Origin of the sequence: Acidovorax sp. Root568 (assembly GCF_001427445.1) — a bacterium.
Taxonomy (GTDB): Bacteria; Pseudomonadota; Gammaproteobacteria; order Burkholderiales; family Burkholderiaceae_C; genus Acidovorax; species Acidovorax delafieldii.
The window spans coordinates 248,600-265,366 of record NZ_LMGP01000018.1 but is presented as its reverse complement, the minus strand read 5'-3'; the positions used below and the strand labels follow the sequence as shown (position 1 = coordinate 265,366).

The following is a 16,767-nucleotide window of genomic DNA, read 5'->3' as shown; positions in this document are numbered from 1 at the left end:
ACCAGCCTGTCACACGCCACCGGTATCGTCGGCACCCTTGCTCAGGGACCCACAACAGCCATGCACAACACCCCATGGAGCCGACTGGAGGCGATGATGGCGCTGATATCGCCCGCCGCCCGCCAGGGCACCGGCCCCCTGGCGCGGCTGATGCGCGAGGGCGGGCTGTACTGCGTGTTCCAGCCCCTGGCCGACCTGCGCGAGGGCCAGGTGTACGCGCACGAGGCACTGATCCGGGGGCCCCAGAACACCCCGCTGCACACCCCCGACAAACTGCTGGAGCTGGCCCGCCGCGAGGGCATCCTGCAGGACTTTGAGCTGCTGTGCGTCTACACCGCCATGGAGCAATGGGGGCGCCACGACGCGCCGGGCCGGCTGTTTGTGAACATCAGCGCCGATGCGCTGGTGCATGGCGTCCAGCTGATCGGCGCCACCGAGCTGGGCAACACCGTGCGCAGCCTGGGCCTGAGCGCTCGCATGCTGGTGCTGGAGATCACCGAACACGAACGCGTGACCGACATGCCCCAGCTGCGCCAGGCCATCAAGGCCGTGCATGCCTGCGGCGCGCGGCTGGCGCTGGACGACTTTGGCGATGGCCGCTCCAGCCTCAGGCTGTGGTCCGAGGTGAAGCCCGACTTCGTGAAGATCGACAAATACTTCATCCGCGACATCAGCGACCACCCCGAGAACCTGCAGATGCTGCAGGCCATCAAGGGCATTGCCGACGTGTTCGGCACCCAGCTCATCGCCGAAGGCATCGAAACCCGCGACGACCTGCGCGCGCTGCGCGACCTGGACATCCCCCTGGGCCAGGGCTGGCTGCTGGGCCGCCCGGCCATGGCGCCGCGCGAGGCGGTGGACGACGCGGCGCTGGAGGTGATGCACGACCGCCGCGTGGCCGTGCTGCCGCACCTGGGGCAGACCGCGCGCCCAGGCATCCTGCGCAGCCTGCTGGTGGTGCAGGCGCCCACCGCAGCGCCCGCCACCAACAACGACGCCGTGGCCGCCTTGTTTCGCCAGCACACGGACCTGCACGCGCTGGCGGTGGTGGACGGGTCGCGCCCCGTGGCCCTCATCAACCGCCAGCAGTTCATGAACCACTACGCCACGCCGTACTTCCGCGAGGTGCATGGCCGCAAGTCCTGCCTGGCGTTTGCCAACCTGGCGCCGCGTGTGGTGGAGCTGGACTGCGACGTGGACCAGCTCGTGGGCATCCTGACCTCGCAGGACCAGCGCTACCTGAGCGACGGCTACATCGTCACCGACAACGGCCGCTACCTGGGCCTGGGCACCGGCGACCAGCTGGTGCGCGCCGTGACAGAGACCCGCATCGAGGCTGCGCGCCATGCCAATCCGCTCACCTTTTTGCCAGGCAACATCCCCATCAGCCTGCACATCCAGCGCTTGCTGGAAAGCGGCACCGAGTTCGTGGCCTGCTATGCGGACCTGAACAACTTCAAGCCCTTCAACGACCACTACGGCTACTGGCGCGGCGACCAGATGATCCGCCTGGTGGCGCGCCTGGCCACGGCACACTGCGACGCACGCAGCGACTTTGTGGGCCATGTGGGCGGGGACGACTTCATGCTGATCTTCCAGAGCAGCAACTGGCTGCAGCGCTGCAAGAACATCGTGGACGAGTTCGCACGCGAGGCCGTCACGCTGTTTGACGACAGCGCACGGCTGGCAGGCGGCATCCATGCCGAGGACCGGCATGGCGTGCAGCGGTTCTTTCCGTGCACCACGCTGGCCATCGGCGCCGTGCGCATCACGCCCGGGCGCTTTCGGCATGCCGAAGAAGTGGCCAACCTGGCTGCCGTGGCCAAGCATGAGGCGAAGCAGGCATCAACCGGGGTGGTGCTGCATGGCGGGTTTACCGAGTCGAGCCTGGGGGCGGTGGCTGCCACGCGGGCGTTGCAGGATGTTTTGGCTGCGTAGGGCTTGTTTGGATCGCATACCCAGGACGCAAAAACGGCGTTCTGGCTTGCCGGCATTGGGGCCTTGACGCTGCTCGGCTTAGAGCAAACAAGTCCGCTTCGGTCCCTTTGTAGCCGCTCGCTGAAGCGTGAATCCGTCTTTGAAAATGCGTGTCCGGCGACTTATCGGGCACTCAAGTTCAAAGCAATGACGCCCAAAACAATGAGGCTAAGACCGGACAGTCGAAGGAAGCTCGCCGACTCACCAAACCAGAGCATTCCGAGCACCGCCGTCAAAGCTGTTCCGCTTGCCGCCCATACCGCATAGGTAAGTCCGACTTCCATATGCCGGACGGCGATTGCCATAAGCCAGATAGCGGCGGAATAACAAAGCCCTGAAAGGACGGAAGGGAAAATACGTGTGAAGCCATCCGCATAGCGGAGTGCAATGGTTCCAACGACTTCCGCGAGCACGCTTGCCGCCAGTACAAGCCAAGCAAAGGTTGAGTCACGCACAGAGCACCTCTCAAGCCAGGCGCCTATACCGAGCGCGGCCAGAGGTTCTAAGAGCGGTACCCCGGATCAGTATTGGAGATTATCAGAGGCGCGCCGAAACAGCCTAAGGCTCAGTCGATCCACGCCCGCTTCTTGGCGATTCTGTGAGCGACTGCTTCTGGCCGATTGTTGCGGCACTCAACACATTCAAGGCCCCGTTGCGGCCCCTGCCTCAAACCACTTCCCAATCAGCGCACGCTCCGCATCGGTAATGCCCGTGGCGTTGTTCATGGGCATGAGCTTTTGCACCACGGCCTGCTGGTAGATGGCCTGGGCGTGTTGCTTCACGCTGTCGGGCGAATCAAGCCGCAGGTTCTTCATCTGCACCTGCTCGCCGTGGCACATGTAGCAGCGCTGTTCCAGCACCGCCTGCACGGCCTTGAAGTCATTTTGGCCGCTAGCGCCGGTTTTATCTGCGCTGGCAGCTCCTGAAACAGGAGCATTCGCCACGGGGGTGGCCACCGGTGCGGGGCGCATCCACACAATGGCGCCCACGATCACGGCCACGCCCACCAGCGCATACGGCAGCGGGTTGCCGTTGCGGCCCAGCTTGTAGCCGTGGCGCATCACAAAGAACTGGCGGATGGCCGCGCCCGCGAACATCATCAGGATCAGCACCAGCCAGTTTTGCGGGTGGCTCCAGGTGAAGCTGTAGTGGTTGCTCAGCATGGCAAACAGCACGGGCAGCGTGAAATAGGTGTTGTGCACGCTGCGCTGCTTGCCGCGTTTGCCGTGGATCGGGTCCACGGGCTGGCCGGCCTTGATCTGGCAGATGACGGTGCGCTGACCGGGGATGATCCAGAAGAACACGTTGGCGCTCATGGATGTGGCGATCATCGCCCCCACCAGCAGGAAGGCCGCACGGCCCGCAAACCAGTGGCAGGCCAGCCACGAGGCCACGCACACCAGCACCAGCACCAGCGCGCCCACAATGGCGTCGCCGTTCTTGCGCTGGCCGAAGATGCGGCAGATGGCGTCGTACAGCAGCCAGAACACCACAAAGAAGCCCAGCGCCACCATGATGGCCGTGGCGGGCGCCCAGTCCATGCGCGACTTGTCGATGAGGTAGGTACTGGCGCTGTAGAGGTAGGACACGGTGAACAGCGCAAACCCGCTGATCCAGGTGCTGTAGCTCTCCCAGAAGAACCAGTGCAGGTGTTTGGGCAACTGCGGCGGCGACACCGCGAACTTGACGGGGTGGTAAAACCCGCCGCCGTGCACGGCCCAGAGCTCGCCGCTCACGCCTTGTTTCTTGAGGTCTTCGTCCTCGGGCGGCGTGAGGCTGCTGTCCAGAAAAACGAAATAGAACGACGAGCCGATCCAGGCGATGGCCGTAATGACATGGACCCAGCGCAAAAGCAGGTTGGCCCAGTCGAGAAAGTAGCTTTCCATATCTCAACCTTGATGGCGCGTTAGCGCCAAACAGCAAACCTGCTCACCACTGCGGGCGCTCTGAGCAGACATTGAGGTCGCGCACCTTGGCCAGTGGGTTGCTGGCCGGGGCACCGCTGCGACCGGTACGTCAAAGTGTATGCAGGAATTGTTCCCGATTCCAGCCCCAACCTGGGGCATTCGGGGCCGGAATTACCCTCATTCCCCAGCCTTTGGCGCTGGCTGCAGCGTCTGCAGCAACTGCGCTGCCACGGCAACGGCAATCACCTCAGGCTCCTTGCCGCCAATGCCGGGAATGCCGATGGGGCACGTCACTTGGGCCAGCTCCTCGGGCGCAAAACCACGCCCATGCAAGCGGTTGCTGAAGGTGGCCCACTTGGTTTGGCTGCCGATCAATCCGATGAAAGGCAGGTCGCCCTGCTCGCGCTGGCGGCGCAGGCAGGCGGCCACCACGTCCAGGTCCTCGGCGTGGCTGAAGCTCATGATCAGCACGCGGCTGCCGGGTGCCAGGCGGGGCACGGCGAGTTGCACCGGCTCGGAGTGTTCGCAGACCACACCCTCGGGCGGGTCGGGCGGGAAGATGCCGTCCCGGCTGTCGATCCAGGTCAGCGCAAAAGGCAGTGGCGCCAGCACGCGGGCCAGCGCGTGGCCCACATGCCCGCCGCCAAACAGGGCCACCGGGTGCAGGTTGGGTGTGAGGCGCTGGGCCAGCCCCGGGGCGTCTTGCGCCGCGAGAAGCTCAAATCCCAGGTGCACCACCCCGCCGCAGCACTGGCCCAGCGCCGGGCCCAGCGCAAACCGCATCGGCCCAAGCGCCGTCACCGGCCCACCCGCCAGGCGGCGGCGCGCCTCGGCAATCGCCTGCAGCTCCAGATGCCCGCCGCCGATGGTGCCCACCAGCTGGTCGGCAAATACCGCCATCCAGGCGCCGCGCTCCCGGGGCACGGACCCTTGGGTAGACTCCACGGTCACCAGACAGGCTGGCGCGGCCCCCAGGCCGTCCAGCAGCATTTGCAAATTTGTCACCGCGATCCTTTTCGTGACGGACGCAAAACGGGGCCAGGCAAGCGGCTCACCCTCCGGTGAGTCTGCTGCTGCATCCCCTTTGCAGCCGTCGTCATTTTGTAACGTACCACCTTCGCCGCTGGGTTATCGTGCCCGCAGCCTCAGGAGCCTTTCACACCATGCCCGACACGCCCTCTCCCCGCTCCACCGGAAAGCGCAGCCACTGGTTGCTGGCAGGCATCATGGCCGTGGGTGCGGCGCTGGTCTCGGCCTGCAAGTCCCCACCAGAGCCCACGCCAGCCCCCGCTCCCGACAGCGTCCCCTCCACCGGCCCCGATGCCAGCGGCGTCAAGGGCCCCGTGCCCGCCACGGCCGGATCTGCGCGCCCCTCGGCCGCTGCCACACCGCTGGCCTACCGCCAGGATGCCGCCACACACCTGTATGGCCTGAACCGCGAACGCATCTTCAAAGGCAAACTGCCGCCGCAGCTGTATGCCATCGGTGTGCTGCAGCTCGACATCGACCGCGCGGGCAAGATCACCCGCCTGCACTGGATACGCGCCCCGCGCCATGCCCCCGAGGTGGTCACCGAGATCGAGCGCACGGTGCGCGCTGCGGCCCCCTTCCCTGTCCCGGCCCGCATGGGCAAGGTCACGTACACCGAAACCTGGCTGTGGGACAAGAGCGGGCACTTTCAGCTTGATACGCTGACCGAAGGGCAGCTTTAGAAGCTGGCGTTTTACCCGCGCGCTAGCAGTGCGGATACATACCGACCCTGGCAACTGTCGCTGCTTAGGCCAGGGCCGCCGCGCAAGGGCCGCCCCGCCGCGCTGGCGGCGTCCCCCTGAGAGGGAAGGCGCGAAGCGACTCAGAGGGCTTCACACTACGAGCCCCGGTAGGTCGAATAGCTCCAGGGGCTGACCAGCAGCGGCACGTGGTAGTGCTGGTCGGCATGCGCAATGCCGAAGTCCAGGCTCACCTGGTTCAGAAAATTCGGCTCGGGCAGCTGCACGCCCCGGGCCTTGAAGTAACCCGCCACATCAAAGCGCAGCCGGTAGGTGCCGGTGCGCAGGCTGGCGTTGTCGAACAGCGGTGCGTCGGTGCGGCCGTCGTGGTTCAGCACCAGGCGCTTGATGAGGGTGGCGTTGTCGCCGTCGGTGGAATACAGGGCCACTTCCATGCCGGCCGCAGGGCAGCCGTTCATGGTGTCCAGAACGTGGGTGCTCAATCCCATGGGGGAATCTCCTGAAGTAAGAGTCTGTCCAATCGGCGACGATTGCCAGATCGCAGTGTGTAGACCAAAAGTGTATACACTTTTCACCATCCACCGTATCATGCAGCCATGGAATCTTCCTCCACCAGCGCCATTGTCGAAGCGCTGACCCGCGCCATCGTAGAGCACCGCCTGCAACCCGGCACCAAGCTGGCCGAGCAAAAGCTGGCCGACCACTTTGGCGTGTCGCGCACGCTGGTGCGCCAGGCGCTGTTCCAGCTGGCACAGAACCGGCTGGTCACGCTGGAGCCCGCACGGGGCGCATTTGTGGCCACGCCCTCGGTCGAGGAGGCACGCCAGGTGTTTGCCGTGCGCCGCATGCTGGAAACCGAAATGACCCGCGCCTTTGTGCGCAGCGTGACGCCCGCCAAGCTCAAGGCCCTGCGCGCCCACGTGGCCAGCGAGAAGACCGCCATGGGCACGCAGGACGCCAGCACCCGCACCGAGTTGCTGGGCGACTTTCATGTGCGCATGGCCGAGCTAATGGGCAACGAGGTGCTGGCGCAGATGCTGGGCGACCTGATCTCGCGCTGTGCCCTCATCACGCTGATGTACCAGTCAGCCAGCGCCGCCGAACACTCGCACGAAGAGCACGCCGACATCGTGGCGGCCCTGGCCGCGCGCGACGAAGAACGCGCCGTCGCCCTGATGCAAAGCCACCTCGAACATGTCGAAGCCAGCCTGACCTTTGACCGCAAGCGCCCTGCCAGCGATCTGGCCGCCGCCCTGGCCCCTTGAAAACCACCCCTACATGATCTACGACACCACCCAGGCCTACCCCCGCGACCTTATTGGCTACGGCAAGACCCCGCCCCATGCGCAGTGGCCCGGTGGCGCGCGCATTGCCGTGCAATTCGTCCTGAACTACGAAGAGGGCGGCGAAAACGCGGTGCTGCATGGCGATGCGGGCAGCGAGCAGTTCCTGTCCGAAATGTTCAACCCGGCCAGCTACCCCGAGCGGCACATGAGCATGGAGGGCATTTATGAATACGGATCGCGCGCTGGCGTGTGGCGCATCCTGCGCGAGTTTGAAAAGCGCCAGCTGCCCCTCACGGTGTTTGGCGTGTCCACGGCCCTGCAGCGCCACCCCGACCTCACTGCGGCGTTTGTGGAGCTGGGCCACGAGATTGCGTGCCATGGGCTCAAGTGGATCCATTACCAGCACATCCCCGAAGAGGTGGAGCGCGCCCACATGCAAGAGGCGATGGAAATCATCCAACGAATGACGGGCGAAAGGGCGTTGGGCTGGTACACCGGCCGCGACAGCCCCAACACCCACCGCCTGGTGGCCGATTACGGCGGGTTTGAATACGACAGCGACTACTACGGCGACGACCTTCCCTTCTGGATGAAGGTGCAAAAGACCGACGGCAGCGTGGTGCCCCAGCTCATCGTGCCCTACACGCTCGATTGCAACGACATGCGCTTTGCGCTACCCCAGGGCTATTCGCACGCCGATCCGTTCTTCCAGTACATGAAGGACACCTTCGATGCGCTGTATGCCGAGGGCGATCCGGCCGGCGACAACGCGCCCAAGATGATGAGCATTGGCATGCACTGCCGCCTGCTGGGCCGCCCGGGCCGCATCACGGCTCTGCAGCGCTTTCTGGACCACATTGCACAGCATGACAAGGTGTGGGTGGCCCGCCGCATCGACATCGCGCGCCACTGGAAGGCCGTGCACCCCTACCCCACCACAAAGGCCTGACGACCATGGCATGGACCCTTGACCAACTGAATGCCGCCACGCCCGCGCAGGCCCTCGAGGCACTGGACGGCGTGTACGAGCATTCCCCCTGGATTGCAGAGCAGGCGCTCACGCAGCGGCCATTCCGCTCGCTGGCACACCTCAAGCACGCCCTGGCCCACGCGGTGCGCACCGCCAGCACCGAGGCGCAGCTGGGCCTGATCCGCGCCCACCCCGAGCTCGCGGGCAAGGCCATGGTGGCGAAAAGCCTCACCGCCGAATCGACCAACGAGCAGTCCAAGGCGGGCCTGACGCAGTGCACGCCCGAAGAATTTGCGCGCATCCAGCAGCTCAATGCCGACTACAACGCACGCTTTGGTTTCCCCTTCATTCTGGCCGTGCGCGGACCGCGCGGCGCGGGGTTGAACAAGCAGCAGATCATCGACACCTTTGCGCGGCGGCTCGACAACCACCCGGAGTTCGAGGTGGCAGAGGCCTTGCGCAACATCCACCGCATCGCCGAGATCCGGCTGAACGACAAGTTCGCCGCCGAACCTGTGCTGGGCAATGACGTGTGGGACTGGCATGAAAAGCTGGCCGAACACTCCGACCCCGGCTTTGCCGAAAAGGGCCAGCTCACCGTCACCTACCTCACCGACGCCCACCGGGCCTGCGCCCAGCGCATCAGCCACTGGATGCGCGACTGCGGCTTTGACGAGGTCGAGGTGGACGCCGTGGGCAACGTGGTAGGGCGGTATCGCGCCGCAACGCCCGGGGCGAGGTACCTCATGACGGGCTCGCATTACGACACCGTGCGCAATGGCGGCAAGTATGACGGGCGCCTGGGCATCTTTGTGCCCATGGCTTGCGTGCGCGAACTGCACCGCGCGGGCCGGCGCCTGCCGTTCGGCATCGAGGTGATTGCCTTTGCAGAAGAAGAAGGCCAGCGCTACAAGGCCACCTTTCTGGGTTCGGGCGCGCTCATCGGGCACTTCAACCCGGCCTGGCTGGACCAGAAGGATGCGGACGGCGTGACCATGCGCGCGGCCATGCAGCACGCGGGTCTGTGCATTGACGACATTGCCAAGCTGCAACGCGACCCGGCGCAGTACCTGGGCTTCATTGAAGTCCACATCGAACAGGGCCCGGTGCTCAACGAGCTGGATCTGCCGCTGGGCGTGGTCACCTCCATCAATGGGGGTGTGCGGTTTGTGGGCGAGATGATCGGCACCGCGAGCCACGCAGGCACCACCCCCATGGACCGCCGCCGCGATGCGGCCGTGGCTGTGGCAGAGCTGGCGTTGTACATCGAGCAGCGCGCCGCCCAGGACGGGGACTCAGTGGGCACGATCGGCCTGCTCAACGTGCCCGGCGGCTCCATCAATGTGGTGCCGGGCCGCTGCCAGTTCAGCCTGGACCTGCGTGCGCCCACCGATCCGCAACGGGACGCACTGGTGCGCGATGTGCTGGACCAGCTGGGCCAGATCGCTGCCCGGCGCGGCCTGCGCTACACGCTGGAGGAATCCATGCGCGCCGCCGCCGCCCCCAGCGCCCCGGCCCTGCAGCACCACTGGGAGCGCGCGGTGGACCACCTGGGCGTGCCCGTGTTCCGCATGCCCAGTGGGGCAGGCCACGATGCCATGAAGCTGCACGAAATCATGCCGCAGGCCATGCTGTTTGTGCGCGGAGAAAACTCCGGCATCAGCCACAACCCACTCGAATCCACCACCAACAACGACATGCAGCTGGCCGTGGACGCCTTCACCCAGGTGCTGCACCAGCTTGCCGAGGAACAACAACCATGACCACCCCGAACCACCACGCCGCGCTGGACGCCTGGATCGACCAGCACTTTGACGAAGAAGTGCGCTTTCTGCAGGCCCTGGTGCGCGTACCCACCGACACGCCCCCCGGCAACAATGCGCCTCATGCGGAGCGCACCGCCGAGCTGCTGAAGGACTTTGGCTACGAGGCCGAAAAGCACGCCGTGCCCGCCGCCGATGTGTTGGCCTACGGCATGGAATCCATCACCAACCTCATCGTGCGCAGACCGTACGGCAGCGGCGGCAGGACCATCGCCCTGAACGCCCACGGTGACGTGGTGCCGCCCGGCGAAGGCTGGACACACGACCCCTATGGCGCCGAGATCGTCGATGGCGCCATGTACGGCCGCGCCACCGCCGTGAGCAAGAGCGACTTTGCGAGCTTCACCTTTGCCGTGCGGGCCTTGGAAGCCGTGGCCAGGCCCACCCAGGGCGCGGTAGAGCTGCACTTCACCTACGACGAAGAGTTTGGCGGCGAACTCGGCCCCGGCTGGCTGCTGCAAAAGGGACTGACAAAGCCCGACCTGATGATTGCCGCCGGCTTCAGCTACGAAGTGGTCACCGCCCACAACGGCTGCCTGCAGATGGAAGTGACGGTGCACGGCAAGATGGCCCATGCCGCCGTGCCCCACACCGGAGTGGATGCCCTGCAGGGCGCCGTGCACATCCTGAACGCGCTGTACGCACAGAACAACGAGTACAAGAAGGTCACGTCCAAGGTCGAGGGGATCAAGCACCCCTACCTGAACGTGGGCCGCATTGAGGGCGGCACCAATACCAACGTCGTACCCGGCAAGGTGATGTTCAAGCTCGACCGCCGCATGATCCCCGAGGAAAACCCGGTGGAGGTTGAAGCCAGCATCCGCCGCGTGATTGAACAGGCTGCAGGTGAGCGCGCCGGTATCAGCGTGGAGATCAAGCGCCTGCTGCTGGCGAATGCGATGACGCCGCTGGCGGGCAACAAGCCCCTGGTCGATGCGATCCAGCAACATGCCCAGGTCGTGATCGGTGAACCGGTCCCCGCCGTGGGCACGCCGCTCTACACCGATGTGCGTCTGTATGTGGAGCGCGGCATTCCCGGCGTGATTTACGGTGCAGGCCCCCGCACGGTCCTCGAATCGCACGCCAAGCGCGCCGACGAGCGCCTGCAGCTCGAAGACCTGCGCCGCGCCACCAAGGTGATTGCACGGACATTGAGCGACTTGCTCGCCTGAGGTCCCACAGGGCAGTAAGTAATGCACGCAGCACATCAGTGCTGCGCTTCAATGTCATGGCGAGATTGCCTCTGGCAGCCCTTTGACCGACCTACACTGGCGCGGGCGCATCCTTCGGCTGGGTGCGCCCGTTGTCATTTCCAGATTCCACACACCAGGAGATATCCCATGAACATTCGTCATACGCTGCTGGCTGGCAGCGTTGTGCTGGCCCTGGCCAGCCTCACGGCCTGCGGCAGCACGCCGCCGGTAGCCACGGCTGCACCCGCGCCCGCAGTGCAGCAGACCGCCTCGGCCCAGGCCGCCAGTGCAGCCTACGACTTCGACATGGATGTGTTCCACCCCGTGGTGGCACGCAATGGCATGGTCGCCTCCGAGCAGGAGCTGGCCTCGCAGATTGGCCTGGACATCCTCAAGGCCGGTGGCAACGCTGTGGATGCGGCCGTGGGCATTGGCTTTGCGCTGGCCGTGGCCCTGCCCAATGCGGGCAACCTGGGTGGTGGCGGCTTCATGATGGTGCACGACGCCAAGACCGGCAAGAGCGTGGCCCTCGACTTCCGCGAAGTGGCGCCATCGAAGGCCACGCGCGACATGTACCTGGATACCAAGGGCAATGTGGTGGACGGCAAGTCGCTGTACACCCACTATGCCGTGGGCGTTCCCGGCACCGTCGCGGGCATGGAACACGCGCTCAAGAGCTGGGGCACCCTGCCCCTGTCGCGTGTGATCGCTCCGGCGATTGAACTGGCGGACAAGGGCTTCCCGGTGAGCGAAACGCTCGCCAAGATCCTGCAGCAAGAGAAGAAGAACATGGGCAAGTGGCCCGCCACCCAGGCCATCTTCTGGAAGAACGGCGAACCCCTGAAGGTGGGCGACCCGCTGGTGCAAAAAGACCTGGCGCAGTCCATGCGCCTGATTGCCCAGCAGGGCGCCAAGGCGTTCTACGAAGGCGAGATCGCCCAGAAGATCGCGGCTGAAATGGCACCCCACGCAGGCGCCATCACCCTGCAAGACCTGCGCGAATACAAGGTGGCCGAACGCGTCCCCACGCGTGGCACCTACCGTGGCTACGAGATCGTGACCATGCCCCCACCCTCCTCGGGCGGCCCGCACCTGGTGCAGATCCTGAACATGCTGGAGCCCCTGCCCCTGGCCCAGTGGGGCCCCAACAGCGCGCAGACCATCCACTACATGGCCGAGAGCAGCAAGCTGGCATACGCCGACCGCTCCGAATACCTGGGCGACCCGGACTTCGTGAAGATCCCGCTGAAGGGCCTGACCTCCAAGCGCTATGCCGAATCGCTGGCCAAGGGCATTGACCCCAACCGCGCACGCCCGGCCAAGGAGATCAAGCCCGGCCAGCCCCAGCCGTATGAGAGCGACCAGACCACCCACTACTCGGTGGTGGACAAGGCGGGCAACGCCGTGGCCGTGACCTACACGCTGAACACCAACTTCGGCAGCGGCATCGTCGCCAAGGGCACGGGCATCCTGCTCAACAACGAGATGGACGACTTCTCGGCCAAGCCCGGCGTGGCCAATGCCTACGGCCTGGTCGGTGGCGACGCGAACGCAGTGGCCGCCAAGAAGCGCCCCCTGTCGTCCATGACACCCACCCTGGCGCTGAAGGACGGCAAGCCCACACTGGTGACCGGCAGCCCTGGCGGCGCGCGCATCATCACCACGGTGCTGCAGACGGTGGTCAACACCATCGACTTCGGCATGAACCCTGCGGAGGCCGCAGCGGCACCCCGCGTGCACCACCAGTGGACGCCGGACGAGCTGCGCGTGGAAAAGGGCCTCTCGCCCGACACCATTGCCCTGCTCAAGCAACGCGGCCACAACATCGCAGTCAAGCCTTCGATGGGCCGCACGCAGACCATCCAGATCCGTGGCGGCGCGCTGTACGGCTACTCGGACCCCCGCAACCCCGACGGCAAGACACTCGGCTACTGATTGCCAGCGCCCGCTTCATGCGGGCGGTCTGTGCTTGTCAACATTTGCGAGGCCACGCCCCACAAGGGCGTGGCCTTTTTTATTGCCGGCTCTGGCAACCCCATGCGGGCATACCCTCATACCGCCATTCTTCAGACTTGCCTACAGTTCTTGTATGCAAGATTTGCGTTCAAAAAGCTATTGAAGGAGTTGGCATGTCCCGGTTTTTCAAATCCCTTTTTGGTCAGGTGGTGCTGGCCTTGATAGCCGGTGTGGTGGTGGGCCTGGTGTGGCCCGACACCGCCATTGCGCTCAAGCCCCTGGGAGACGGCTTCATCAAGCTCATCAAGATGCTCATCCCGCTCATCGTCTTCTGCGTGGTGGTGCATGGCATTGCTGGCACTGGCGACCTGCAGCGGGTAGGCCGGGTGGGCGTCAAATCGCTGATCTACTTCGAGGTGGTCACCTCCATCGCCCTGGTGCTGGGCCTAGCGCTGGCGTTCTGGTTCGAGCCGGGCGTGGGCATGAACGTGGACCCCAAGGCGCTGGACCCCAAAGCCATGGGCGCCTACGCCGAAAACGCCAGCAAGCTCACTGGCGGCGGCTTCACCGACTTCTTGCTCAAGCTCATTCCCACCACCGCCGTGAGCGCGTTTGCCAACGGCGATGTGCTGCAGGTCCTGCTGTTTTCCATCGTTTTTGGCTGCGCCCTGGCATTGATCGGTGAGCGCGGGGCGCGGGTCACCGGCCTGATCGATGACCTGTCGCATGTGCTGTTCAAGACCATGGGCCTGATCATCAAACTCGCACCGTTGGGTGTGCTGGGCGCCATCGCGTTCACCGTGGGCAAGTACGGCCTGGGGTCCCTCAAGCAGCTGGGCATGCTGGTGGCGCTGTTCTACGCCGCGGTGGTCATCTTCGTCGTGGTGGTGCTGGGCCTCATCATGCGGATGTCGGGCTTCAGCCTGTTCAAGCTGCTGCGCTATCTGCGCGAGGAGCTGGCCGTGGTGTTTGCCACCACGTCGTCCGACAGCGTGCTGCCCCAGATCATGGCCAAGCTCAAGCACATGGGCATCCGCGATTCGACCGTGGGCCTGGTGATCCCCACGGGCTACTCGTTCAACCTGGACGCGTTCTCGATCTACATCACACTGGCCGCCGTGTTCATCGCCCAGGCCACCAACACGCCGATTTCCATGGCCGACCTGCTGACGATCCTGGCGATCTCGCTGGTCACCTCCAAGGGTGCACACGGCGTGCCCGGCTCGGCCATCGTCGTGCTGGCAGCCACCTTGCAGGCAATCCCTGCCATCCCGGCGATTGGCCTGGTGCTGGTGTTGTCGGTGGACTGGTTCATGGGCATCGCCCGCGCGCTGGGCAACCTCATTGGCAACTGCGTCGCCACCGTGGCCGTGGCAGCCTGGGAAGGCGACATCGACCGCGAACGCGCCCACGCCGTGCTGGACGGCCGCGAGCCACCCTCGCCGCGTGCCTGATCGGGCAAGCCCCCGACACAGCACGCGACAATCCGGCCATGAGCATCAACCAGACCCAGATCGCCCAGCAGGTGGTGGAATCCATCCTGGCGCAAAAACTCTCGCCCGGCGAACGCCTGGGCGAGCAGGAGCTGGCCGATCTATTCGGCGTGAGCCGCACGCTGGTGCGCGAGGCCCTGATGCAGCTGCAGGCACGGGGCTTTGTGGAAGTGCGCTCGCGCCGGGGCTGGTACGTGGTGGAGCCGTCGGTGGAGGATGCACGCGACGCGTTCTCCGCCCGGCGCATCATCGAATCGGGCATCCTGGCCGATGCGGGCCGCCCGCTGCAGAGCGTGACCCGCCGCCTGCGTGCGCACATCGCCGACGAACAGCAGGCCATCGAAGGCGCTGACGCTGCCACACGGGCCTTTTTGCTCGCAGATTTCCACGTCTGCCTGGCCGAAGCGATGGGCCACCGCAGCCTGAGCGACATCCTGCGCGACCTCACGGCGCGCACCACCCTGGCCGCGTCGCTGTACCAGTCGCAGCACGCGGCCGGCCAGTCTTGTGCGGAGCATGCCGCCATTGTGGAGGCGCTGGAGGCCGGCAACACCACCCTGGCCCGCGAACGCATGCTCGCCCACATTGGCCATGTGGAAGGCGCCCTCAACCCCGGCCAGCCGCTGGTGCGCGACCGCCTGCGCGAGTCGCTGGCACCGCTGACCAGCCAACGCACCAAGGCTGCATCCACGGACCTCGGCTAGCCCACGCCGGACGCGCCCGCCGGCCCCCAACCTTCCCATCGCCTGCGTCCACGGCTGGCGGGTACTTTGCTGCGCCCCTCTAAGGGTTAACCGGGATAAGCGTGCCCGGTCATTTTGTATACGATTTTTGTATGGACATCTGTGCACCATTCGGCACAGGTTTCCATTCCGTATTCAAAAACCAACCCCCGAAGGACACCCATGAACCCGCCCGTACACCCCGTGGACGAACACCTGCCCCTGGGGCGACTCACGGCGCTGGGCCTGCAGCATGTGCTGGTGATGTATGCGGGTGCCGTGGCGGTGCCGCTCATCGTGGGCCGTGCGCTCAACCTCACGCCCGACCAGGTAGCCAAGCTGATCTCGGCCGACCTGTTTGTGTGCGGGCTGGTCACGCTGATCCAGGCGCTGGGCGCCTCGCGCTGGTTTGGCATTCAGCTGCCGGTGATGATGGGGGTGACCTTTGCCTCTGTGGCGCCCATGATCTCGATGGCGCAGACCACCGGCGGCACCGCCGGAGCCGGACTGATCTTTGGCTCGGTGATTGGCGCGGGGGTGATCTCCATCCTGATCGCTCCGCTGGTGAGCCGCATGCTCCGTTTCTTCCCGCCGGTGGTCACCGGCACCATCATTGCCGTCATCGGCATCAGCCTGATGCGCGTGGGCATCAACTGGATCTTTGGCAACCCCGTCGGCCCCACGGCGCCCAGCGTGCCCAACCCCGAGCACCTCAAGTGGCTGGCCGATGCGCAGGCCGCTGCCGGAGCCCCCGGCTCGTCACTGCCACCGGTGCCCAAGGGGTTTGCGGTGGTGCCCACGGTGCCCAACCCCAAGTACGCCGACCTGACCGGTGTGGGCATCTCGGGCCTGGTGCTGCTGTCCATCCTGCTGATTGCCAAGTTTGCCAAGGGCTTCGTCGCCAACATCTCGGTGCTGCTGGGCATCGTCATTGGTGCGGTAGTGGCCGTGGCGCTGGGCATGATGAACTTCGACAAGGTGGCCAAGGCGCAGTGGTTTGACCTGGTGCTGCCGTTCGAGATTGCCGGCCCTGTGTTCGACCCCATCCTGATCCTGACCATGACCCTGGTGATGATCGTGGTCATGATCGAATCCACCGGCATGTTCCTGGCCCTGGGCGAGATGACCGACCGCAAGGTGGACCAGGCAGCCCTCACGCGCGGCCTGCGCACCGATGGCCTGGGCACGCTGCTGGGTGGCATCTTCAACACCTTTCCGTACACCAGCTTCTCGCAGAACGTGGGGCTGGTCGCCGTCACCGGCGTCAAGAGCCGCTTTGTGTGCGTGGCCGGCGGCGTGATCCTGATCGTGCTGGGCGTGCTGCCCAAGATGGCCGCACTGGTCGAGTCGCTGCCCACCATGGTGCTGGGCGGCGCGGGGCTGGTGATGTTCGGCATGGTGGCGGCCACAGGCATCCGCATCCTTGGCGGGGTGGACTTCAAGACCAACCGCTTCAACGCCATGATCGTGGCCGTTTCCATCGGCGTGGGCATGGTGCCGCTGATCGCGCCCAACTTCCGCCAGTGGATGCCGCACGCTATCCACCCGCTGATCGAATCCGGTATCCTCCTGGCCTCGATCACGGCGGTGGCCCTGAACGTTTTCTTCAATGGCGCCAGCCGCGACACCTCCGCCGCTGTCAACGCCGCACGCCAAGCCGACGCCCACTAGCGTCCCGCCTGCCCGCTGCCGAAAACCTGCCACTGCCCG

14 protein-coding genes are annotated in these 16,767 nt (G+C 65.4%); 10 read left to right on the top strand and 4 right to left on the bottom strand.

Features of this window, described 5'->3' with window-relative positions; all coding sequences use genetic code 11:
• The first annotated feature begins 60 nt into the window (after positions 1-60).
• Complete coding sequence (locus tag ASD75_RS19115) at positions 61-1,938, top strand: phosphodiesterase (protein WP_056747399.1); 1,878 nt, start codon at positions 61-63, stop codon at positions 1,936-1,938.
• A 161-nt stretch (positions 1,939-2,099) separates the two neighbouring features.
• Here ASD75_RS19115 and ASD75_RS23500 read toward each other — a convergent pair whose 3' ends face one another.
• The 3 genes from ASD75_RS23500 to xdhC form a co-directional block, all read right to left on the bottom strand.
• The gene (locus ASD75_RS23500) at positions 2,100-2,432 is read right to left on the bottom strand and encodes a multidrug efflux SMR transporter (RefSeq protein WP_082565092.1); all 333 of its coding nucleotides are present in this window, start codon (positions 2,430-2,432) and stop codon (positions 2,100-2,102) included.
• Positions 2,433-2,618: 186 nt separating this feature from the next.
• A complete protein-coding gene (locus tag ASD75_RS19110; protein WP_056747398.1) occupies positions 2,619-3,863 on the bottom strand; it encodes a urate hydroxylase PuuD in 1,245 nt (414 codons plus the stop codon).
• Between the two features lie 198 nt (positions 3,864-4,061).
• Positions 4,062-4,889, bottom strand: coding sequence for a xanthine dehydrogenase accessory protein XdhC (xdhC, locus tag ASD75_RS19105; protein ID WP_056747397.1), 828 nt, complete (start codon positions 4,887-4,889; stop codon positions 4,062-4,064).
• A 158-nt stretch (positions 4,890-5,047) separates the two neighbouring features.
• Here xdhC and ASD75_RS19100 point away from each other — a divergent pair, with 158 nt between their 5' ends.
• The gene (locus tag ASD75_RS19100) at positions 5,048-5,596 is read left to right on the top strand and encodes a hypothetical protein (protein ID WP_082565091.1); all 549 of its coding nucleotides are present in this window, start codon (positions 5,048-5,050) and stop codon (positions 5,594-5,596) included.
• Positions 5,597-5,751: 155 nt separating this feature from the next.
• On the opposite strand, the gene uraH is transcribed toward ASD75_RS19100, so the two are convergent.
• Positions 5,752-6,102: a hydroxyisourate hydrolase gene (gene uraH / locus ASD75_RS19095; protein ID WP_015012870.1), complete on the bottom strand. Its 351-nt coding sequence runs from the start codon at positions 6,100-6,102 to the stop codon at positions 5,752-5,754.
• Positions 6,103-6,210: 108 nt separating this feature from the next.
• Between uraH and ASD75_RS19090 the strand changes: the two genes are divergently transcribed.
• The 8 genes from ASD75_RS19090 to ASD75_RS19055 all read left to right on the top strand — a co-directional run bounded on the left by ASD75_RS19090 (position 6,211) and on the right by ASD75_RS19055 (position 16,728).
• The gene (locus ASD75_RS19090) at positions 6,211-6,879 is read left to right on the top strand and encodes a GntR family transcriptional regulator (protein WP_056747396.1); all 669 of its coding nucleotides are present in this window, start codon (positions 6,211-6,213) and stop codon (positions 6,877-6,879) included.
• Between the two features lie 13 nt (positions 6,880-6,892).
• Positions 6,893-7,849, top strand: coding sequence for an allantoinase PuuE (gene puuE / locus ASD75_RS19085; RefSeq protein ID WP_056747395.1), 957 nt, complete (start codon positions 6,893-6,895; stop codon positions 7,847-7,849).
• 5 nt (positions 7,850-7,854) lie between these two features.
• Entirely contained in the window at positions 7,855-9,633 is a 1,779-nt protein-coding gene (uraD, locus tag ASD75_RS19080; RefSeq protein WP_056060758.1) for a 2-oxo-4-hydroxy-4-carboxy-5-ureidoimidazoline decarboxylase, read from the top strand.
• Positions 9,630-10,865, top strand: coding sequence for an ArgE/DapE family deacylase (locus ASD75_RS19075; protein ID WP_056747394.1), 1,236 nt, complete (start codon positions 9,630-9,632; stop codon positions 10,863-10,865). The genes uraD and ASD75_RS19075 overlap by 4 nt, the downstream gene beginning before the upstream one ends.
• A gap of 168 nt (positions 10,866-11,033) precedes the next feature.
• Positions 11,034-12,821: a gamma-glutamyltransferase gene (gene ggt, locus ASD75_RS19070; RefSeq protein ID WP_056747393.1), complete on the top strand. Its 1,788-nt coding sequence runs from the start codon at positions 11,034-11,036 to the stop codon at positions 12,819-12,821.
• 194 nt (positions 12,822-13,015) lie between these two features.
• The gene (locus ASD75_RS19065) at positions 13,016-14,296 is read left to right on the top strand and encodes a C4-dicarboxylate transporter DctA (protein ID WP_056747392.1); all 1,281 of its coding nucleotides are present in this window, start codon (positions 13,016-13,018) and stop codon (positions 14,294-14,296) included.
• 38 nt (positions 14,297-14,334) lie between these two features.
• On the top strand, positions 14,335-15,039 hold the full coding sequence (locus ASD75_RS19060; RefSeq protein WP_056060747.1) for a GntR family transcriptional regulator: 705 nt from the start codon (positions 14,335-14,337) through the stop codon (positions 15,037-15,039).
• 201 nt (positions 15,040-15,240) lie between these two features.
• Positions 15,241-16,728 carry a nucleobase:cation symporter-2 family protein gene (locus ASD75_RS19055; RefSeq protein ID WP_056747391.1) on the top strand — a complete coding sequence of 496 codons (1,488 nt, stop codon included), beginning with the start codon at positions 15,241-15,243 and terminating at the stop codon, positions 16,726-16,728.
• Positions 16,729-16,767: the final 39 nt, after the last annotated feature.